Origin of the sequence: Pseudomonas sp. B22(2017) (assembly GCF_002113105.1) — a bacterium.
GTDB lineage: Bacteria > Pseudomonadota > Gammaproteobacteria > Pseudomonadales > Pseudomonadaceae > Aquipseudomonas > Aquipseudomonas asiatica.
Genome location: NZ_NEJN01000002.1, coordinates 314738 through 336392, shown reverse-complemented (window position 1 = coordinate 336392; position 21655 = coordinate 314738). Strand labels below are relative to the sequence as shown.

Here is a 21655-nt window from a genome sequence, read left to right as displayed (position 1 = left end):
CATCTTCCCTGACAAAAACCTGTACATCCATCCAGATAAAACTTGCCTCCGCGCCCTCGCTTGCGCATCCTATCGCCCATCACCCCCGATGAAGCGTCTCCGGCCATGCGCCTGTTCCTCTGCGAAAAACCCTCCCAGGCAAAAGACATCGCCAAAGTGCTCGGCGCCAACCGCAAGGGCGATGGCTGCTGGCAAGGCACCGACGTCTGCGTGACCTGGTGCATCGGCCACCTGCTGGAAACCGCCCCGCCCGACAGCTACGACGAACGCTACAAGCGCTGGAACCTGGCCGACCTGCCGATCATCCCGGAAAAGTGGAAAATGCTGGTCAAGCCCAAGACCGCCAGCCAGTTCAAGGCAGTCAAGCGCCTGCTCGGCGAAGCACGCGAACTGGTGATCGCCACCGACGCCGACCGCGAAGGCGAAATGATCGCCCGCGAACTGGTCGAGCATTGCCGCTACCGCGGCCCGGTGCAGCGCCTGTGGCTGTCGGCACTGGACGACGCCTCCATTCGCAAGGCCCTGGCGCGGCTGCTGCCGGGCCACGAAACCTTCAACCTGTACCACTCGGCGTTGGGCCGTTCGCGCGCAGACTGGCTGATCGGCATGAACATGAGCCGGCTGTTCACCCTGCTGGGCCGCCAGTCGGGCTATCAGGGCGTACTGCCGGTGGGCCGGGTGCAAACGCCCACCTTGCGCCTGGTGGTCGATCGAGACCGCAGCATCGCCGACTTCGTGCCGGTACCGTTCTGGGCCATCGACGTGCAGCTCGAACACGCAGGCTTTGGCTTCAACGCCCAGTGGCGCGCCCCCGATGACGCCTGCGACGACCAGGGCCGCTGCCTGAACCAGGCCCTGGCGCAGCAGGCTGCCGCCGACATCGGCAATGCGGGTACTGCCCGGGCCGTGAAGGTGACCACCGAACGCGTGCGTGAAGCAGCACCCCTGCCCTTCGACCTTGGCACCCTGCAGGAGCTGTGCTCGAAAAAGTTCGGCCTCGGCGCCCAGGAAACCCTCGACATCGCCCAGGCCCTGTACGAAACCCACAAGCTGATCACCTACCCGCGCAGCGACTGCGGCTACCTGCCGCAAAGCCAGCACGCCGAAGCGCCAGCCATCCTCGCCGCCCTGCAACGTTCCGATGCCAGCCTGGCGCCGCTGCAGCCCTACCTGGAGCCGCAACGCCGCTCACGGGCGTGGAACGACGCCAAGGTCAGCGCCCACCACGGCATCATCCCCACTGCCGCTGCCAGCGACCCGTCGCGCCTGCCAGCCAAGCACAAGGCGGTGTACACCCTGATCCGCGCCCGCTACCTGGCGCAGTTCCTGCCCAACCACGAGTACGACCGCACCCAGGCCGACTTCGACTGCGCCGGCCATGCCCTGCGTGCCGTAGGCAAGCAGATCGTCGAACCAGGCTGGCGCCGTGCGCTGCCCGAGGCGCTGACCCCGGCCAAGGGCCGCGAGGCACCACCGGCCCAGGTGCTGCCGGCGCTGCGCGAAGGCCAGGACTGCACGGTGCAGGGCCTGCAACTGAAAGACCTGTGGACCCAGCCGCCCAAGCCGTTTACCGAAGGCGACCTGATCAAGGCAATGAAGAACGTGGCCAAGCTGGTGGACGACCCGCGGTTGAAGCAGAAGCTGAAGGAAACCACCGGTATCGGCACCGAAGCCACCCGCGCCAGCATCATCCAGGGCCTGCTTGACCGCGGCTACCTGGTGAAGAACGGCAAGGCGCTGTCCGCCACCCCTGCGGCCTTCAGCCTGATCGACGCCGTACCTCGCGCCATTGCCGACCCTGGTACCACAGCTATCTGGGAGCAGGCGCTGGACATGGTGCAGAGTGGCGAGATGACGCTGGAAGAGTTCGTCGCCCGGCAGTCGGCATGGATGGGCAAGCTGGTCGAACGGTGCAGCGGCATGCGCATGACCATCAGCGGGCCGGCAGCCGGGGCTGCGCCGCCGTGGAAGAAAAAGCGTAGAGGGAGTGGGAAGAGTAAAGCGGCTGGAAGCAAGGCTGCCAGCAAGCCGCGGCAGCCCAAGAGAAAAGCTTCAACCTGAGGCTTTTGCACTGTCATTACAGCCCTATCGCTGGCAAGCCAGCTCCCACAGGTACCACACAGCTTTCAAAACCTGCGCAGGACTTGTGGGAGCTGGCTTGCCGGCGATAGGGCCAGGCCAGGAATACAGAGAATTCAGACAAACCACAAAACCTGACCAACATACTGGCGCCATGAATTTTTAATGCTAAATTTTCATGAAAATAATTAAAGCAAATTTCATGAGACCCCTGCATGTTCAAACAATCCGCCCAGCACGTCGCCAGCTACTACGCCCAGACCTACCCCGCCAGCATTCCCCTGCACCCTACCCTGCAAGGCAGCCACGACACCGAAGTCCTGATCATTGGCGCCGGCTTCAGCGGCCTGCACACCGCCTTGCGCCTGACCCAGGCCGGCAAGCGTGTAACGCTGCTGGAAGCCAGCCGCGTGGCCTGGGCCGCGTCCGGCCGCAACGGCGGCCAGGCACTGCTCGGCTGGTCGTGCGACATGCCGCCGCTGGAAAAGGCCTTGGGCACCGAACGCACCCAACGCCTGTGGGCCAGCATGTGCTGGGCCGCCGATGAAATGCGCAAACTGCCCGAGCGCCATGGCTTCGACATCGACTACCGGCTGGGCAGCCTGTGGACCGCCGTGCTGCCGCGCCGGGTAAAGATGCTGGAAGAAGCCCTGCATGAGGCCGAACACAAATGGGGCTACGACGCCCTGCGCCTGATCGGCCGCGACGAGCTGCCTCAATGGATCGACAGCCCGCGCTACCAGGCCGCGCTATACGACGCCAAAGGCGCCCACCTCAACCCGCTGAAGCTGGCCCAGGGCCTGGCCAGTACCATCGAGGCGGCCGGCGGGCGTATCTACGAACAGAGCCAGGTGCTCAGCTACCAGCGAGCTGGCGACGGCTATGTCGCCCGTACCGACCGCGGCGAAGTACGCTGCCAGGTGTTGGTGCTAGCCTGCAACGCCTACATCGACCGCCTCGACCGTAACCTGTCGCGTCGCCTGTTGCCGGTCGGTTCCTACCAGGTCGCCACCGCGCCGCTCGACGCCGATTTCGCCCGATCATTGCTGCCGCGTAATAGCTGCGTGATCGACAACCAGTTCGTGCCCGACTATTTCCGCATTACCCCGGACCATCGCCTGCTGTTCGGCGGCGGCTGCACCTACCTGGGCGGTATTCCCAAAGATGTCGCCAGCGCCACCCGCCCCTACCTGGAGCGGGTGTTCCCGCAGCTGGCCGGGGTGGTCATCGACTATGCCTGGGGCGGCCATATCGACTGCAGCATCCAGCGCACCCCGGATGTCGGCCGCGAGGGCCAGCGCTACTGGCTGCAGGGCTTCTCCGGCCATGGCGTGCTGCCGACCCTGGCCGCAGCCCGGGCCGTGAGCGACGCCATCCTCGGTGACGACGACCTGCTGACGCTTTACCAAGGCATCGACAACGGCCGCTTCCCCGGCGGCGACCTGCTGGCCGCACCGCTGGAAGCCGCCGCCAAGGCCTGGTACAGGATGCGCGATCGTATCTGAAGACGGCCGGCGCTTACTGCGCAGAAATCTCTCCTATTCTCAATAGCTCCCTTCGCTTCCTGCACACAGGAGACCCGACCATGAGCTATGTAACTACAAAGGACGGCGTACAGATCTTCTACAAGGACTGGGGCCCGCGCGATGCACCGGTTATCCACTTCCATCACGGCTGGCCTCTCAGCGCCGACGACTGGGATGCGCAGATGTTGTTCTTCCTCGCCCATGGTTACCGCGTGGTTGCCCACGACCGCCGCGGCCATGGCCGCTCCAGCCAGGTATGGGACGGCCACGACATGGACCATTACGCCGACGATGTGGCGGCGGTCGTCGCTCACCTGGGCATCCAGGGCGCCGTGCATGTCGGCCACTCGACCGGTGGCGGTGAAGTGGTGCGCTACATGGCCCGGCACCCTGAAGACAAGGTGCTCAAGGCCGTGTTGATTGCCGCCGTACCGCCATTGATGGTGCAGACTCCCGGTAACCCCGGTGGCCTGGCCAAATCGGTGTTCGACGGTTTCCAGGCCCAGGTCGCCAGCAACCGTGCGCAGTTCTACCGCGATGTGCCGGCCGGGCCGTTCTACGGCTACAACCGCCCTGGTGTAGAAGCGAGTGAGGGCATCATTGGTAACTGGTGGCGCCAGGGCATGATCGGCAGCGCCAAGGCCCATTACGATGGCATCGTGGCATTTTCCCAGACCGATTTTACCGAGGACCTGAAGGGCATCCAGCAACCTGTGCTGGTGATGCACGGCGATGATGACCAGATCGTGCCGTATGAGAACTCCGGAGTGCTGTCGGCGAAGCTGCTGCCCAATGGCGCGTTGAAGACTTACAAAGGCTACCCGCATGGCATGCCGACCACCCATGCCGATGTGATCAATGCGGATTTGCTGGCGTTCATACGTAGCTGATGTAGTCGCCTGCACCGGCCTCTTCGCGGGCACGCCCGCTCCCACAGGTACTGCATAGGTCTTGAGATATACATATAACCTGTGGGAGCGGGCGAGCCCGCGAAAGGGCCGGCACTGTCAACATACTTATTTCATGAGTGTATGCAACTGGCAAAACTGCCAGTTGCGCGCCTGTCTATTTTGCATGAAGGTAATTTAAATTCAGTACTTCTCGCACCAGCAGGCTGATCATGGCACAGAACTGGAAGCAGCGTTTATTCTACAAGAATGGCCAACTGTCCTTGGAGATCGGCAGCGATCGTTCCGTCACAGTCTTTTCAATCTCAAACCTTTCTCTAGCGCAACGCTCGACCGAGACACTACTACTGGCGGCAGACTCTCAGAGTTCCATAATCAACCGTTCTCATCGCGAAGGCATTCACAACCTGGCCTACACCGCTTACGGATACAGCTCCACAGCTCATATGATGGGCTTCACCGGACAACGCTACGATAGCGTCACAAACTGCTACCTCCTTGGAAACGGCTATCGTGCCTTTAGTACTAGACTGGCGCGATTTTACTCAGCGGACAGCCTCAGCCCGTTTAAGAAACACACACATAACGCCTACGCCTATTGCTTGGGAGACCCCGTGAACCATCACGACCCTTCAGGGCATATGTTGCGTCGCGCCAGGACAATGTGGAATAACGTAAAGGATAAGTTTGTAAAACCCAGAATCCATTACATCAATAAAGCAAGGGAAGCAATTACCGAGAATCCGAATCTCGAAAAGTATTCCGCTGTCATTGATGACGAGAACGTAACCATAAAAACCCTCAAGGCGATTTACAAGCTTCCGAAGGGTGATGCCATGCTCAGCGATCTCAAGGATACAGCAGTCCGCAACTGGCGCTTAAAGCATGGCAACATTGAAGGCCCCATCACTCATGACTTTAACTACGAAAAATACCTATACATGGACGAGCAGCTTAATTACATAGCCCTAGAGGCAAAAATCCTTGAGTACAGAACCCTACTGAGCAACTTGGCGTCACATGAAACCACTACAATGAATTCGAGCAGTCAGTTGTCACCTGCGTCACCTGAGGCATCACGCCCTACAACTGCCAGATCAGCGATACGTGGTACCTAGATACCCCTGCAGGGTCGGTTTGAAACAAGTAAGCGGCCGGAAACACTGTCAGCCTTGGGGACGTGGGATTATCATGCCCGTTTATTTCTCCATTAGCCGCAAACCGACCCTCCAGCCTGAAGCCTCCCATGCCCTTCGAACTCACCGTAGAACCCCTCACCCTGCTGATCCTGGCCCTGGTCGCCTTCGTCGCCGGTTTCATCGATGCCATCGCCGGCGGTGGCGGCCTGCTCACCACCCCGGCGTTACTCACCGCGGGCATGCCGCCGCACCTGGTACTGGGCACCAACAAGCTCAGCTCTACCTTCGGCTCGGCCACCGCCAGCTTCACCTACTACAGGCGCAAACTGTTCCACCCGGCGCAGTGGCGCCCGGCATTGTTCGCCACCTTGGTCGGCGCTTTGCTCGGTGCAGTGATCGCCCACTACATGCCGGCCGAATGGCTGAACAAGATGCTGCCGGTGATTGTCTTCGCCTGTGGCGTCTATCTGCTGTTCGGTGGCACGCCCAAGGCGCCGCTCGATGCCGATGCACCCATCAAGAAGAAATGGCAAATGCCGCAAGGCTTTACCTTGGGTTTCTATGACGGCGTGGCCGGCCCGGGCACCGGGGCGTTCTGGACGGTCAGCACCCTGCTGCTGTACCCCATCGACCTGGTCCGTGCCAGCGGCGTGGCGCGCAGCATGAATTTCGTCAGCAACATCGCAGCGCTGACGGTGTTCATCATTTCCGGGCAGGTGGATTACATCGTCGGCCTGTGCATGGGCCTGTCGGTGATGGTTGGCGCCTTCTTCGGCGCACGCACGGCGATCAGTGGCGGCAGCAAGTTCATCCGCCCGGTGTTCATCACCGTGGTGCTGGCATTGACCGTGCGCCTAGCGTGGCAGCACTGGTTCGGCCAAGCCTAGGCGGCGCGCAACGTACAGATCGATCAGGTAGCGGGCAATCGACCGCCCGGCCGGTAGCGGCGGCAGGTCGTGGACGCTGAACCACTTGGCATCCTCGATCTCGTCCGGCTGCATGACGATATCGCCGCCGGCATACTCGGCATGGAAGCCCAGCATCATCGAATGCGGGAACGGCCAGCACTGGCTGCCGACGTACTGGATGTTCCTTACTTCCACCGCTACCTCCTCACGCACTTCGCGCACCAGGCAGTCCTCGGCCGACTCGCCCGGCTCGGCGAAGCCTGCCAGGGTGCTGTACACCCCGGTGACGAAGCGTGGCGAACGCGCCAGCAGGATTTCGTCGCCACGTGTCACCAGTACGATCATGCTCGGTGAAATGCGCGGGTAGCTGCGCAGGTCGCAAGGCTGGCAGTACATCGCCCGCTCCCAGCGAATCTGCGTCATTGCCTGGCCGCAGCTGCCGCAGAAGCGGTGCTCGCGGGCCCAGGTGCCGATCTGCGCGGCATAGCCCAGCACTTTGTAGGTGTCGAAATCACCCTCGAGCATGAATGCACGCAGGCCGCGCCAGGCGCAGCCGGGCACCTCGGTAGCGCTGCGCAGCTCCAGCAGGAACACCGGCTGGCCGTCGAAGTGACCGATGCCGTGCTCGCACAGTACGTCGAGGTCCTGGCGCTTGAGCCAGTCGCGAGGGAACAGCGCGCCGTTGTCGTCCACCAGGAACCCTTCCGGGCTGCGGGCCACGGCCAGCCCCCCGGTGATCTGCGGGTCGAGTACTGCGGTAGTCCAGCGTGCTGACATGTCGGGGGTTCCCTTACTTCGCGTCCCCCGGCCTGATCAGTCGGCGAACGTCGGTTTCTGTTTGCTCATGTGCGCCGCCACCGCCACGCGCAGGTCTTCGGACTGCAGCATCGCGGCGTTCCAGGTGGCGATGTACTCCAGGCCATCATCGATGCGATGGTCACGCATGTAGCTGAGCATTTCCTTGGTGCCGGCCACGGCGATCGGCGATTTTGCGGCAATCTCGCCAGCGATGGCAAAGACCCCGTCCATCAGCGCAGCCTGATCATCATAAACCCGGTTGACCAAGCCGATGCGCAGCGCCTCTTCTGCCTCGACATTGCGCCCCGTGTAAGCCAGCTCACGCATCATGCCGTCACCGATGATACGAGGCAAACGTTGCAGTGTGCCGACATCGGCGGCCATGCCCATGTCGATTTCCTTGATCGAGAACTGCGCGTCGCTGCTGCAGTAGCGCATGTCGCAGGCCGAGATGAGGTCGATGGCGCCGCCAATGCAGTAACCCTGCACCGCGGCCAGTACCGGCTTGCGGCATTTGTCCACGGCATTGAACGACGCCTGCAGGCGCAGGATGGTGCTGCGCAGGAAGCGTGCATTACGGCCCACGTCCTTGCCCATCTGCCCGGCCAGCGAAGCCAGCATCATCAGGTCGATGCCGGCGGAAAAATGCTTGCCGGCACCGCTGATCACTACCGCTCGCACTGCATCGGTGTCGTCGACCCACTGGAAGATGTCGATGATCTCCTCCCAGAAGGCAGCGTTCATCGCATTGCGCTTGTCCGGGCGGTTGATCTGAACGTGGGCGATGCTGTTGGTCAGTTCGACCTTGAATGCGCTGTACTCGGTCACGGGCGGCACTCCTGCGGATAAAGGGTTCATGGCACGGATGTTAACCCAGCCCGATGACCGCACTTGTGCCAAAAACGGGACTATACGCCTTGCCTAAGAGGCGCTGATCCGGCACCGTGCGCCATCGCCGAATCATAAGGATACAAATTCATGTCGCGCTCCCTGACCGGCGCCCTCGCCCACAGCTTTCTGGGCCAGTCGCCGCTTTGGTACAAGGCAGTCATCTGCCTGTTCCTGGTACTCAATCCGCTGCTGCTGATGGCCGTCGGCCCGGTCGCTGCCGGCTGGGCACTGGTGCTCGAATTCATCTTCACCCTGGGCATGGCCCTGAAGTGCTACCCGCTCATGCCTGGCGGCCTGCTGCTGGTCGAAGCCCTGCTGTTGCAGATGACCACCCCGCAAGCCCTGTACGAAGAGCTGCAGCACAACTTCCCGGTGATCCTGCTGCTGATGTTCATGGTTGCGGGCATCCACTTCATGAAGGAACTGCTGCTGTTCCTGTTCTCGCGCATCCTGCTGGGGGTGCGTTCGAAGGCGATCCTGGCGTTGCTGTTCTGCGTGCTGTCGGCATTCCTCTCGGCGTTTCTCGATGCGCTGACCGTGACCGCCGTGATCATCAGCGCCGCGGTCGGTTTCTATGCGGTGTACCACCGCGTCGCCTCCGGGGCCAATCCGCGCGAAGACAGTGCTCTGGACAGCGACCAGCAGGTCGCACAGTTGCACCGTGAAGACCTCGACCAGTTCCGCGCATTCCTGCGCAGCCTGCTGATGCATGGTGCGGTGGGCACCGCCCTGGGCGGCGTGTGCACGCTGGTGGGCGAACCACAGAACCTGCTGATCGGCCACGAAATGGGCTGGCACTTTGCCGATTTCTTCCTGAAGGTGGCACCGGTGTCGCTGCCGGTGCTGGGCGCCGGCCTGCTGACCTGCGTGCTGCTGGAGAAGCTGCGCCTGTTCGGCTATGGCAAGCTGATGCCCGAGCCAGTGCGCCAGGTGTTGGCCGCCTATGCCGCCGAGGACGATGCTGCACGCACGACTGCCCAGCGCATCGCGCTGTGGGTGCAAGGGTTCGCTGCACTGATCCTGATCTTCTGCCTGGGGCTGCACGTTGCCGAGGTCGGCCTGATCGGCCTGATGGTGATCGTGCTGATCACCGCATTCACCGGCATTACCGACGAACACCGCCTGGGCCGCGCCTTCCAGGACGCCATGCCGTTCACCGCATTGCTGGTGGTGTTCTTCGCGGTGGTGGCGGTGATTCATCAACAGCAACTGTTCAGCCCGTTGATTGCCTGGGTGCTGGCGCTGCCGGCCGAGCAGCAACCGGGCATGCTGTACCTGGCCAACGGCCTGCTGTCGGCGATCAGCGACAACGTGTTCGTTGCCACCATCTACATCACCGAGGTGAAGCAGGCGTTCCTCAATGGCAACATGAGCCGCGAGCATTTCGAGACGCTGGCGGTGGCGATCAACACCGGCACCAACCTGCCGAGCGTGGCGACGCCGAATGGGCAGGCGGCGTTCCTGTTCCTGCTGACTTCGGCGATTGCGCCGCTGATCCGGCTGTCGTATGGGCGAATGGTGTGGATGGCCTTGCCCTATACCGTAGTGATGGGTGGGCTGGGGTGGTGGGCGGTGACCTACTGGCTTTGAGGTAGCCTGCACCGGCCTCTTCGCAGCACAAGGCTGCTCCTACAGGCACTGCACCGCTTTCTGGAGCTGTGGTGATCCTGTGGGAGCGGGCATGCCCGCGAAAGGGCCGGCACAGGTTTGCGTTGTCGATTCTGTCCGCCGCCATTCGACTATCCCATGCCCCCAGCCACCCCGGCTGCCAACAGGAGAGTCCCCATGCGCAAACTCATCGTAGCCGCCTTCATCAGCCTCGACGGTGTCATGCAGGCCCCCGGTGGTCCGCAGGAAGACACCAGCGGCGGCTTCACCTACGGCGGCTGGATCGTACCCTACGCCGAGGAAATCTTCGGCCAAGCCATGCAAGCCCTGTTCAGCCAGCCCTTCGAACTGCTGTTGGGCCGGCGCACCTACGACATCTTCGCCGGCTACTGGCCAAAGGTAAAAGGCAGCTCGGAAGACTTCTCCATCGCCAACCTGTTCAACAGCGTGCCCAAGCACGTGGCCACCCACACCCCCGCAACCCTCGACTGGCACAACAGCCATGCACTGGGCGCAGACATCACCGCAGCGGTCCACGCGCTGAAACAACAGGACGGCGCCAACCTGCTGACCCAGGGCAGCAGCGATCTGGTGCAGCAACTGCTGGCGGCGGGCCTGGTCGATGAACTGCAACTGCTGATCCACCCGTTGCTGCTCGGCCACGGCAAGCGCCTGTTCGGCGATGATGCAGCAGCGGCGGCCTTCACACTGCAGCATTCGCAGGTTTCGCCCACGGGCGTGCTCATCGCCCGTTACGTGCGTGCAGGTGAAGTGCAGACCGGTTCGTTCTGAAAGGCATAATCCTGTACAACTTTTGCCTCTCGCTCGCATCGAAACCCAAGTAAGCCCCGTCCGTATCAAGGAGGTTCACCATGGCGCTACGCACCACGTTGCTGCTTTCCTGCATGACCTTGGCCCTGCTCGGCTGCGCCGGCAACGATCACCCGGCACCGCCGCGTACCCAGCAGGTCGACCTGCAACGTTACCAGGGCACCTGGTACGAACTCGCCCGGCTGCCGATGTTCTTCCAGCGCAACTGCGTGCAGTCCGAGGCGCAGTATGGCCTGCGAGAGGACGGCCGCCTCGACGTGACCAACCGCTGCCAGGAAAAGGACGGCCAGTGGAACCAGGCCAAGGGCATCGCCGAAGCCCAGCAACCGGGCAGCACCGACAAGCTCTGGGTGCGCTTCGACAACTGGTTCAGCCGCCTCGCGCCCGGCCTGACCAAGGGCGAGTACTGGGTGCTGTACCACGACCAGGACTACCGCGTAGCCTTGGTCGGCCACCCGAACCGCGAATACCTGTGGCTGCTTTCGCGCACGCCTGCAGTCACGGACCAGATGCGCGAGCAACTGCTGACGATCGCCCGGGAGCAAGGCTATGACACCAGCAAGCTCATCTGGCGGCAGGCCGAGTAGGCAAGACCTGGGGGCCATCGACGACATGCGGCAATCCGGCTAAGGTGTGCGCCCCGTATCATCTCGAAGGAACAAACCCGTTGAGTACCACGCCGCCACCAGCACCTTGCATCCGCCCGACACCCATCGGTCCGCTGGTGGAGACGTTACTGCTGGGCTGAAACAAGGAGCACGACCATGGATTTGCTGTTCCTGGGCACCTCCGCCGGCGTGCCGACCAAGGCACGCAATGTGAGCGGTACCGCAGTGATCGAGGCCAGTGGCAGCCACTGGTACCTGGTCGACTGTGGCGAAGGCACCCAGCACCGGCTGCTGCACACACCGCTGTCGATCCGCGACCTGCGCGCCATCTTCATTACCCACGTGCACGGCGACCATTGCTTCGGCCTGCCGGGCCTGCTGGCCAGCGCCGGCATGAGCGGGCGCACCCAGCCGCTGGACCTTGTCCTGCCCGCCGCCCTGCACGACTGGGTGCGCCAGGGGCTGGTGGCCAGCGATACCTTCCTGCCGTTCGAACTGCGCCTGCTGGCCGTGGAAGAGCTGGTGGAATGGCACAGTGACGCCCTGGAAGTGACCAGCGTACAGTTGTCGCACCGGGTGCCGAGCGTCGGCTTCGTGTTCACCGAGCTCAACCCCGAACCGCGACTGAACATCCCGCGCCTGGAAGCCGAAGGTATCCCCCGCGGCCCGCTGTGGGGCGACCTGGCCAAGGGCCTGACGGTGCAGCATGCCGGGCAGTTGCTGCACGGCAATGACTACTTGCGCCCTTCGCGCCCGCCGCGGCGGGTGATCGTGTGCGGCGACAACGACAACCCCGAGCTGTTGGCCGACGTCGCCAGGGGCGCGGACGTGCTGGTGCACGAAGCCACGTTCACCCAGGCGGTGGTCGAGCGCACGGGGGTCACCTTCGGCCACAGCACCGCAGCTGCGGTGGCGCGCTTTGCCGAAACTGCGGGCGTGCGCAATTTGGTGCTGACGCATTTCAGCGCCCGCTACCAGCACGACCCACGGCGCAGCCCGAGCATCGACAACGTGCGCGACGAAGCCCTCGCCCACTACAGCGGGCAGCTTACCCTGGCGCAGGACCTGCAGCGCTATCACATCGGGCGCGATGGCTGTCTCGAACCGGCCGGATGATTTAGCATGGCCGGTTTTCCAAAAGGACTTGGCCATGCAACGCATCGTGATTCTGGGCAACGCCGGCAGTGGCAAATCGACCCTGGCCCGGCAGATAGGCGCACGCTTGGGCGTGCCGGTGGTGCACCTCGATACGTTGTTCTGGGAGACCGGCTGGGTCGAGCCGGATGCCGAGACCTTCCGTACCCGCGTGCGCGATGCGGTGGCTGGGGAGGCTTGGGTATGCGAGGGCAATTATGCCCGCCGCACGTTCGACCTGCGTCTGCCGCGGGCCGACCTTGTCATCTGGCTGGATACGCCGAGACTGACCTGCCTCAAGCGGGTGATCCTGCGCAGTGTGCTGAACAAGCCCCGACCGGACCTGCCGGCGGGATGTACCGAGCGGCTGGACCGGGCGTTTCTGACCTTTTTGAAGTTCGTATGGACGTTCGATCGGGGGTATCGGCCGGGGATCGAGGCGAGCCGCCAGGCCACAGGGCCGCAGGTGCCGGTGGTGCATTTGCGAGGTGAACGGCAGATTGCGGCGTGTCTGGCAGATCTTACCCAACCCGCCCCGGCAGCGCGGCCCCTGTAGGAGCGGCCTTGTGTCGCGAAAGGGCCGCAAAGCGGCCCCGGCGATGCCCGCGTCTACTTCAAGATCCTGGGGCTGCTGCGCAGCCCGATCGCGACACAAGGCCGCTCCTACAAAAAGCGCGTACTCCTGATACTGACGGCGCTAGGCCGCCAATCGGCCACTGGCAATCGCCTCCGACGCCGCCAGCATCGCGCGCAGCAACACTGCGCAGCCCGCAGCCAGGTCCTCGGGCGTGGCGTTCTCGATCTCGTTATGGCTGATACCGTCCTCGCACGGCACGAATATCATCCCCGCCGGCCCCAGTTCGGCCAGGAAGATCGCGTCGTGCCCCGCGCCGCTGACGATGTCCATGTGCGGCAGGCCCAGCGCCTGCGCCGATTTGCGCACGGCATCGACACAGGTATTGTCGAAGTACAACGCCGGGAAATCGGCTGTGGGTACCAGTTCGTGGCTGAGGCCATGCCTGGCACAGGTCGCCTCGATCACCGCACGCACATCGGCAATCATCGCATTCAGCTGCTCACCCTCCAGGTGGCGGAAATCCAGGGTCATGCGCACTTCGCCCGGGATCACGTTGCGCGAGCCCGGGTAGGCCTGCAGGCACCCCACCGTCCCACAGGCATGGGGCTGGTGGCCGAGGGCGGTGCGGTTGACTGCCTCAACCACTGCCGCCGCGCCGACCAGGGCGTCCTTGCGCAGGTGCATGGGCGTAGGGCCGGCGTGGGCCTCGACACCGCGCAAGGTCAGGTCGAACCACTTCTGGCCCAGCGCACCCAGCACCACGCCGATGGTCTTGGCCTGATCTTCGAGGATCGGGCCTTGCTCGATATGCGCTTCGAAATAGGCCCCCACCGGGTGGCCTGATACAGCACGCGGGCCGGCGTAGCCGATGGCGTTCAACGCCTCGCCAACACTGACACCCTGGGCGTCGCGTTTGGCCAGGGTTTCCTCCAGCGTGAACTTGCCGGCGAACACCCCGGAACCCATCATGCACGGCGCAAAGCGCGAGCCTTCCTCGTTGGTCCACACCACCACTTCCAGCGGTGCTTCGGTTTCCACGCCGAGATCGTTGAGGGTACGAATTACCTCCAGCCCGGCCATCACCCCGAAGCAACCGTCGAACTTGCCACCGGTGGGCTGGGTGTCGATATGGCTGCCGGTCATCACCGGGGGCAGCTTGGGGTTACGCCCAGGGCGACGGGCGAAGATGTTGCCGACGGCGTCGATGGTGACCGTGCAACCGGCGGCCTCGCACCACTGCACGAACAGGTCGCGGGCCTGACGGTCGAGGTCGGTCAGGGCCAGGCGGCACACGCCGCCCTTGGCGGTGGCACCGAGGCGGGCCAGGTCCATCAGGGACTGCCACAGGCGGGTGCTGTCGATGTGGTGGGCGGTGGTCTTCAGGATCTCTTTGACTGGGGTCACGGGTTTCTCCTTCAGGCTTTTTGTTGTCTGTGCCGCCTCTTCGCGGGCATGCCCGCTCCCACAGGATCACCACAGGTCTGGAAAACCGTGCAGTACCTGTGGGAGCGGGCGAGCCCGCGAAGAAGCCAGCGCGGTCTCACGGCAAGGGCTTGGCCACCCGCGCGGGGCTGCGCGCGACCACACGGGCCAAGAGGTAATACAGCGCCCCACCCAGCAGCGAACCGGTGAACCAACCGTAGTCGTAGAACCAGCTGAAACTGCTGTTGCCAATCGCCATGACGGTCAGCGCCACCGGCAACGCAAAGGCGGCAAAACCGGCCCAGTTCCATGCCGGGTACACGTCGTCACGGTACAGCCCGGCCAGGTCCAGCTCCTGCCGGCGGATCAGGAAGTAGTCCACCACCATGATCCCGGCGATCGGCCCCAGCAGGCTCGAATACCCCAGCAGCCAGTTGGAGTACACGCTCTCCAGGCTCAGGTCGGAAACGATCCAGCCCAGCTTCTTCAGCAACTCATGGCCCATCAGCGCCAGGCCGATGAAACCGGTCAACCACACCGCGCGGCTGCGCCCGATCAGGCGTGGGGCGATGTTCTGGAAGTCGTTGGTCGGCGACACGATGTTCGCTGCAGTATTGGTCGACAGCGTGGCGATCACGATCAGCGCCATGGCCAGGGCCACCCAGAACGGGCTGTGTATCTTGCCGATCAGGCTGACCGGGTCGGACACGGTCTCGCCTACCAGCGACGCCGAGGCTGCGGTCAGCACCACGCCCAGCGCAGCAAACAGGAACATGGTCAGCGGCAAGCCGAAGATCTGCCCGAGAATCTGGTCCTTCTGGCTGCGGGCATAGCGGCTGAAGTCGGGGATGTTCAGCGATAGCGTGGCCCAGAAACCGACCATGGCGGTAAGCCCGGCGCAGAAGTAGCCGAGCATGTTCGCCCCTTCCGGTCGCTTGGGCGGCTGGGCCAGCAGTTCGGTCATCGACATGTGCGGCACGGCCCAGAACAGCAGGCCGACGCCGACCGCCACCAGCAGCGGTGCCGACAGCGTTTCGAGCCACTTGATCGACTCGGCGCCACGCAGCACCACCCACAGGTTCAGGCACCAGAAGATCATGAAGCCGATCACCTCGCCGGTGCCGCCCAGGGCCTTCCAGCCGTCGAACACCGAGCCAAGGAACAGGTGGATAGCCAGGCCACCGAACATGGTCTGGATGCCGAACCAGCCACAGGCGACCACCGCCCGGATCAGGCATGGCACGTTTGAGCCGAGTATGCCGAACGACGAACGCAGCAGCACCGGGAACGGAATGCCATACTTGGTGCCAGGGAAGGCGTTGAGGGTGAGCGGGATCAGCACGATCAGGTTGGCCAGCAGAATAGCCAGCAAGGCCTCGCCCACGCTGAGGCCGAAGTAGGCGGTCAGCACGCCACCGAGGGTGTAGGTGGGCACGCAGATGGACATGCCCACCCACAGGGCGGTGATGTGCCATTTGTTCCAGGTGCGCTGGTGCACCTTGGTCGGGGCGATGTCGTGGTTGTAGCGCGGGCTGTCGAGGACATCGCTACCTTCGGACAGCTCGAACAGGCCATCGCGCTCGACCACTTCCGATCTGCTCTGCTGCATGGGGCTTTCTCCAGATTTTCTTCTAGTTGTTGCCCATCGGGCTGATGCGATGGCCGGAGTACTCACGGTTCATGTGCTTGAAAATCTCGACCAGATTTTCATCTTGTCAAGTAAGTCAAAGCATCAGAAAGCTACGCAGCCAGCACCCATAATTAAATTAACCTTTTAATTTCAATCACTTAAAAACCACAAAATTAATGGGAAAATTTTCTTGCCGAATCCCGGATCAGCATCTAGCCTCGAATCTTGTCAGGCCTGACAGGATTAACCGCCCTGCCCGCCCTGCATCAAGAAAACTCCAAGAACCGGCCCAGACCGGTCAGCCTGCGAGGAAAACGGCATGTCCCTGTTGATCCGTGGCGCCACCGTGGTCACCCACGAAGAGAGTTACCCCGCTGATGTCCTGTGTGCCGATGGCCTGATCCGTGCCATTGGGCAAAACCTCGAACCGCCCACCGACTGCCAGATCCTCGACGGCAGTGGCCAGTACCTGATGCCCGGCGGCATCGACCCGCACACCCACATGCAGCTGCCGTTCATGGGCACGGTGGCCAGCGAGGATTTCTTCAGCGGCACCGCCGCGGGCCTGGCCGGTGGCACCACTTCGATCATCGACTTCGTCATCCCCAACCCGCAGCAGTCGTTGCTTGAGGCCTTCCACACCTGGCGCGGCTGGGCGCAGAAAAGCGCCAGCGACTACGGCTTCCATGTCGCCATTACCTGGTGGAGCGAGCAGGTAGCCGAAGAGATGGGCGAACTGGTGGCCAAACATGGGGTGAACAGCTTCAAGCACTTCATGGCCTACAAGAATGCGATCATGGCCGCCGACGACACCCTGGTGGCCAGCTTCGAGCGCTGCCTGCAACTGGGTGCAGTGCCCACCGTGCATGCCGAGAACGGCGAGCTGGTGTACCACCTGCAGAAAAAACTGCTGGCCCAGGGCCTGACCGGGCCGGAAGCCCACCCGCTGTCACGCCCATCCCAGGTCGAGGGTGAAGCGGCCAGCCGAGCCATCCGCATTGCCGAGACGCTGGGCACACCACTGTATCTGGTGCACGTTTCCAGCCGCGAAGCGCTGGATGAAATCGCCTATGCCAGAGGCAAGGGCCAGCCGGTCTACGGCGAAGTCCTGCCCGGCCATCTGCTGCTGGATGACAGCGTCTACCGTGACCCTGACTGGGCCACCGCCGCAGGCTACGTGATGAGTCCCCCGTTCCGCCCGCGTGAACACCAGGAGGCGCTGTGGCGTGGGCTGCAATCGGGCAACCTGCACACCACCGCCACCGACCACTGCTGCTTCTGCGCCGAGCAGAAAGCCATGGGGCGCGCCGATTTCAGCCGTATCCCCAACGGCACTGCCGGCATCGAGGACCGCATGGCGGTGCTGTGGGATGCAGGGGTCAACAGCGGGCGCCTGTCGATGCATGAGTTCGTTGCGCTGACCTCCACCAACACCGCGAAAATCTTCAACCTTTTCCCTCGCAAGGGTGCCATTCGTGTTGGTGCCGACGCCGACCTGGTGCTGTGGGACCCGCAAGGCACGCGCACCATCTCGGCCAAGACCCACCACCAGCAGGTGGACTTCAACATCTTCGAAGGCCGTACCGTGCGCGGCATCCCCAGCCATACCATCAGCCAGGGCAAGGTGCTCTGGGCCGATGGCGACCTGCGTGCGGAAAAAGGCGCGGGCCGGTATGTGGAACGGCCGGCGTATCCGTCGGTGTACGAGGTGCTGGGGCGCAGGGCCGAAGTGCAGCGGCCGACGCCCGTGCAGCGTTGAAGCCATTGGGGCTGCTGCGCAGCCCATCGCGACACAAGGCCGCTCCTACAGGAGTGCGCGGTTCCTTGTAGGAGCGGCCTTGTGTCGCGATGGGGCGCGCAGCGGCCCCAGAAACCACCGCAATGCTTGTCGCCTGCATCCAAAAAAAATAGAGAGGCTACAACCGTGATCGACGCCCTGAACCACTTGCCGCGCCCACGGGCCGGCGCCGACCAGCTGGCCGAGCGCTTCAGCGACCTGGCCCCACCCCTCACCGCCCGCCAGGCCGCCGTCGAAAGCGCACGCTGCCTATATTGCTATGACGCCCCCTGCGTCAACGCTTGCCCCAGTGACATCGACATCCCGTCGTTCATCCACCGCATCAGCGACGAAAACCTGCAAGGCGCCGCCGAGCGCATCCTCTCGGCCAACATCCTCGGCGGCAGTTGCGCCCGCGTCTGCCCCACCGAAATCCTTTGCCAGCAAGCCTGCGTGCGCAACAACGCGCAGGAATGCGCACCGGTGCTGATCGGCCAGCTGCAGCGCTATGCTCTGGACAACGCCCACTTCACCGAGCACCCGTTCCAACGCTCGCCGGCCACCGGCAAGCGCATCGCCGTGGTCGGTGCCGGCCCTGCCGGGCTGTCGTGTGCCCACCGCCTGGCCATGCACGGGCATGATGTGGTGGTGTTCGAGGCCAGCGACAAGGCCGGTGGCCTCAACGAGTACGGAATCGCCCGCTACAAGCTGGTGGACGACTATGCCCAGCGTGAAGTGGAATTCCTGCTCGGCATCGGCGGCATCGAGATCCGCCATGGCCAGCGCCTGGGCAGCAACTTTGGCCTGGGCGAGCTGCGCGACCAATTCGACGCAGTGTTCCTCGGCCTGGGCCTGAATGCCGTGCGCCAGCTCGGCCTGCCTGATGAAGAAGCCCCCGGCCTGCTCGCCGCCACCGCATACATACGCGAACTGCGCCAGGCCGACGACCTGAGCCAGTTGCCCCTCGCCGACCGCTGCCTGGTGATCGGCGCCGGTAACACCGCCATCGACATGGCCGTGCAGATGAGCCGCCTGGGTGCCCGCGACGTCAACCTGGTGTACCGCCGTGGCCATGCCGACATGGGCGCCACCGGCCACGAGCAGGATATCGCCAAGGCCAACCAGGTGCGCCTGCATACCTGGGCCCGCCCCGATGCCGTGTTGCTGGACGACAGCGGCAAGGTGCGCGGTATGCGCTTTGCCCGCACCGAGCTGGCAGACGGCCGCCTGCGCGACACCGGCGAAACCTTCGAACTGGCTGCCGATGCCATCTTCAAGGCCATCGGCCAACGCTTCGACGACGCCAGCCTCGTCGACCCGGTGGCCGCACAACTGGCGCGCGACGGCGAGCGCATCCGCGTCGACGAAACGATGCAGACCAGCCTGCCGGGCGTCTATGCCGGCGGCGACTGCACCGCCCTGGGCCAGGACCTTACCGTCCAGGCCGTGCAACACGGCAAGCTGGCCGCCGAAGCCATCCATGCCCAACTCATGCTCAACGTGGAGGCTGCGTAAATGGCCGACCTGTCCATCGAATTTGCCGGCATCAAGGCACCCAACCCCTTCTGGCTGGCCTCCGCTCCGCCAACCGACAAGGCCTACAACGTGGTCCGCGCCTTCGAGGCCGGCTGGGGTGGCGTAGTGTGGAAAACACTCGGTGAAGACCCGGCGGCAGTCAACGTGTCGTCGCGCTACTCGGCGCATTACGGCCCCAACCGCCAGGTGCAGGGCATCAACAACATCGAGCTCATCACCGACCGCTCACTGGACATCAACCTGCGCGAAATCACCCAGGTGAAGAAGGACTGGCCCGACCGCGCACTGATCGTGTCGCTGATGGTGCCCTGCGTGGAAGACTCGTGGAAGTTCATACTGCCGCTGGTGGAAGCCACCGGGGCCGATGGCATCGAACTGAATTTCGGCTGCCCGCACGGCATGCCGGAGCGCGGCATGGGCGCGGCGGTCGGCCAGGTGCCGGAGTACGTGGAAATGGTCACCCGCTGGTGCAAGACGTACTGCTCGCTGCCGGTGATCGTCAAACTCACGCCGAACATCACCGATATCCGCCAGTCGGCCCGCGCCGCGCACCGTGGCGGGGCGGATGCGGTGTCGTTGATCAATACCATCAACTCGATCACCAGCGTCGACCTCGATCGCATGGTCGCCCACCCCATCGTTGGCGACCAGAGCACCCATGGTGGTTATTGCGGTTCGGCGGTGAAGCCGATTGCCCTGAACATGGTCGCGGAAATCGCCCGCGACCCGCAAACGCTCGGCTTGCCGATCTGTGGCATTGGCGGCATCGGCAGTTGGCGTGACGCAGCCGAGTTCATGGCCCTGGGCAGTGGCGCTGTACAGGTGTGCACGGCAGCGATGCTGCACGGCTTCCGCATCGTCGAGGACATGAAGGACGGCCTGGCGCGCTGGATGGACCAGCACGGGCACCCCAACATCGAAGCGTTCCGCGGCCAGGCGGTGGGGCATACCACCGACTGGAAGTACCTGGACATGAACTACAAGTCGGTGGCGCACATCGACCAGCAAGCATGCATAGGCTGCGGGCGCTGCCACATTGCCTGTGAGGACACTTCGCACCAGGCGATTGCCAGTACGTTGCAGGCTGACGGGACGCATATCTACAGCGTGATCGAAGAGGAATGCGTGGGCTGCAACCTGTGCCAGATCACCTGCCCGGTGGAGAGCTGCATCGAGATGGTGGCCCAGGATACCGGCAAGCCGTACCTGAACTGGACGCAGGACCCGCGTAATCCCTACCGCGAGGCCAGTTGAGGCAGTCTTCTACCCCACCGACTGACGCGGTCCTTTTTGTGGGAGCGGCCTTGTGTCGCGAAAGGGGCGCGAAGCGGCCCCGGGATTTCAGCTTCGCAGCGTGAATTGCCGGGGCTGCTGCGCAGCCCTTTCGCGACGCAAGGCCGCTCCCACAATAGGACCGCGGCAGCATGCAACGTCGGTTCAAGGCTCCAGCCCGATCCCCCGCAAGATCACGCTGGTCACCGTCTGCACGGCATTTTCAAAGGCCATGTCCGACAACGCCTCCCCGCCATTGAGCAACGTCACCTGGTAACCAAAGTCGGCATAGTGCTGGGTCGAGGCCCAGATCATGTACAAAAGTGCCGACGGCTCCACCGGCAGGATGCGCCCCTCCTCCACCCAGCGGCGGATCTTGGCTTCCTTCAGCTTGGCCCAGGGCACCAGGCTTTCATCCAGGTTCACCCCCAGCACCGGCGCCCCATGCAGCATCTCTTCGGCCCAGATCTTCGAGCCCAGCGGCCGCGAGCGCGAGTGGCCCATCTTCGCCCGGATGTAACTGGTCAGCACCACGCGCGGGTCGTCGAAGTTCTCGAAGCACAGCGCGTCCTGCTTCCACACATCCAGCAGGTCCTGCAGCACTGCGCGGAACAGATCGTCCTTGGTGCTGAAGTAATAATGCAGGTTGGAACGCGGCAGCTCGGCCTGCTCTGCGATATCACCCATCGACGTGGCGCCGTAGCCCTTCTCGGCGAACACCTTTTCCGCCGCCTGCAGGATCTTCTCGATATTGCGCCGGCGGATTTCGATCTTGTGATTGGCCATCAGGCTTGGGCCGTCCACACCGCCAGCTCATAACCGTCTGGGTAGATGAAATTGAACTCGATGTTGTCGATCTGCCGATCAGTACCGCGAATGCCCATGTGTGTTCCGTGCCGAAGGGGTATGCCCTAGTCTACTCCGCTTACTCCAAGCCAGCGCAATCCCTGTAGGAGCGGCCTTGTGTCGCGAAAGGGGTGCGTAGCGCCCCCGGGATTTCAGCCTCACTGC

At 63.5% G+C, this 21655-nt stretch carries 18 protein-coding genes; 13 read left to right on the top strand and 5 right to left on the bottom strand.

Translation table 11 applies throughout. The features are described from left to right. Positions 1–105: 105 nt before the first annotated feature. The 5 genes from CAG18_RS05345 (at position 106) to CAG18_RS05325 (ending at position 6539) form a co-directional block, all read left to right on the top strand. Positions 106–2061, top strand: coding sequence for a DNA topoisomerase III (locus tag CAG18_RS05345; RefSeq protein WP_015270975.1), 1956 nt, complete (start codon positions 106–108; stop codon positions 2059–2061). A gap of 233 nt (positions 2062–2294) precedes the next feature. Continuing rightward, a complete protein-coding gene (locus tag CAG18_RS05340) occupies positions 2295–3584 on the top strand; it encodes an FAD-binding oxidoreductase (RefSeq protein WP_015270976.1) in 1290 nt (429 codons plus the stop codon). 80 nt (positions 3585–3664) lie between these two features. Beyond that, positions 3665–4495, top strand: a complete 831-nt coding sequence (locus CAG18_RS05335; RefSeq protein ID WP_085720540.1) for an alpha/beta fold hydrolase — start codon at positions 3665–3667, stop codon at positions 4493–4495. 230 nt (positions 4496–4725) lie between these two features. Then, positions 4726–5631, top strand: coding sequence for an RHS repeat-associated core domain-containing protein (locus tag CAG18_RS05330; RefSeq protein ID WP_015270978.1), 906 nt, complete (start codon positions 4726–4728; stop codon positions 5629–5631). Between the two features lie 128 nt (positions 5632–5759). Continuing rightward, on the top strand, positions 5760–6539 hold the full coding sequence (locus CAG18_RS05325; protein WP_039613166.1) for a TSUP family transporter: 780 nt from the start codon (positions 5760–5762) through the stop codon (positions 6537–6539). Here the strand turns inward: CAG18_RS05325 and nudC are convergent. Both nudC and CAG18_RS05315 read right to left on the bottom strand, forming a co-directional pair. Then, complete coding sequence (gene nudC / locus CAG18_RS05320; protein WP_054573020.1) at positions 6507–7337, bottom strand: NAD(+) diphosphatase; 831 nt, start codon at positions 7335–7337, stop codon at positions 6507–6509. The two genes, CAG18_RS05325 and nudC, sit on opposite strands and share 33 nt — an antisense overlap. Positions 7338–7373: 36 nt before the next feature. Then, entirely contained in the window at positions 7374–8186 is an 813-nt protein-coding gene (locus tag CAG18_RS05315) for a crotonase/enoyl-CoA hydratase family protein (protein WP_015270981.1), read from the bottom strand. Positions 8187–8336: 150 nt separating this feature from the next. Here CAG18_RS05315 and nhaB point away from each other — a divergent pair, with 150 nt between their 5' ends. The 5 genes from nhaB to CAG18_RS05290 all read left to right on the top strand — a co-directional run bounded on the left by nhaB (position 8337) and on the right by CAG18_RS05290 (position 12986). After that, positions 8337–9839 (top strand): sodium/proton antiporter NhaB, encoded by a 1503-nt coding sequence (gene nhaB / locus CAG18_RS05310; protein ID WP_085720539.1) that lies wholly within the window; start codon positions 8337–8339, stop codon positions 9837–9839. A gap of 195 nt (positions 9840–10034) precedes the next feature. Further along, a complete protein-coding gene (locus CAG18_RS05305) occupies positions 10035–10649 on the top strand; it encodes a dihydrofolate reductase family protein (protein ID WP_085720538.1) in 615 nt (204 codons plus the stop codon). 80 nt (positions 10650–10729) lie between these two features. Next, the gene (locus tag CAG18_RS05300) at positions 10730–11275 is read left to right on the top strand and encodes a lipocalin family protein (protein ID WP_013973308.1); all 546 of its coding nucleotides are present in this window, start codon (positions 10730–10732) and stop codon (positions 11273–11275) included. Positions 11276–11452: 177 nt separating this feature from the next. Next, positions 11453–12412, top strand: a complete 960-nt coding sequence (locus CAG18_RS05295) for a ribonuclease Z (RefSeq protein ID WP_085720537.1) — start codon at positions 11453–11455, stop codon at positions 12410–12412. A 34-nt stretch (positions 12413–12446) separates the two neighbouring features. Further along, the gene (locus CAG18_RS05290; protein WP_085720536.1) at positions 12447–12986 is read left to right on the top strand and encodes an AAA family ATPase; all 540 of its coding nucleotides are present in this window, start codon (positions 12447–12449) and stop codon (positions 12984–12986) included. A 141-nt stretch (positions 12987–13127) separates the two neighbouring features. Here CAG18_RS05290 and CAG18_RS05285 read toward each other — a convergent pair whose 3' ends face one another. Together CAG18_RS05285 and CAG18_RS05280 are read right to left on the bottom strand one after the other, a co-directional pair. After that, positions 13128–14411, bottom strand: coding sequence for a Zn-dependent hydrolase (locus CAG18_RS05285; RefSeq protein WP_085720535.1), 1284 nt, complete (start codon positions 14409–14411; stop codon positions 13128–13130). Positions 14412–14547: 136 nt separating this feature from the next. Next, positions 14548–16038, bottom strand: a complete 1491-nt coding sequence (locus CAG18_RS05280; protein WP_085720534.1) for an NCS1 family nucleobase:cation symporter-1 — start codon at positions 16036–16038, stop codon at positions 14548–14550. A gap of 340 nt (positions 16039–16378) precedes the next feature. Here CAG18_RS05280 and hydA point away from each other — a divergent pair, with 340 nt between their 5' ends. From hydA to preA, 3 genes are all read left to right on the top strand, one after another. Then, on the top strand, positions 16379–17818 hold the full coding sequence (gene hydA / locus CAG18_RS05275; RefSeq protein WP_085720533.1) for a dihydropyrimidinase: 1440 nt from the start codon (positions 16379–16381) through the stop codon (positions 17816–17818). Positions 17819–17983: 165 nt separating this feature from the next. Continuing rightward, the gene (locus CAG18_RS05270; RefSeq protein ID WP_054573016.1) at positions 17984–19351 is read left to right on the top strand and encodes an NAD(P)-dependent oxidoreductase; all 1368 of its coding nucleotides are present in this window, start codon (positions 17984–17986) and stop codon (positions 19349–19351) included. Beyond that, positions 19352–20626, top strand: a complete 1275-nt coding sequence (preA, locus tag CAG18_RS05265) for an NAD-dependent dihydropyrimidine dehydrogenase subunit PreA (protein WP_015270991.1) — start codon at positions 19352–19354, stop codon at positions 20624–20626. A gap of 183 nt (positions 20627–20809) precedes the next feature. On the opposite strand, the gene CAG18_RS05255 is transcribed toward preA, so the two are convergent. Beyond that, on the bottom strand, positions 20810–21430 hold the full coding sequence (locus tag CAG18_RS05255; RefSeq protein WP_015270992.1) for a TetR/AcrR family transcriptional regulator: 621 nt from the start codon (positions 21428–21430) through the stop codon (positions 20810–20812). Positions 21431–21655: the final 225 nt, after the last annotated feature.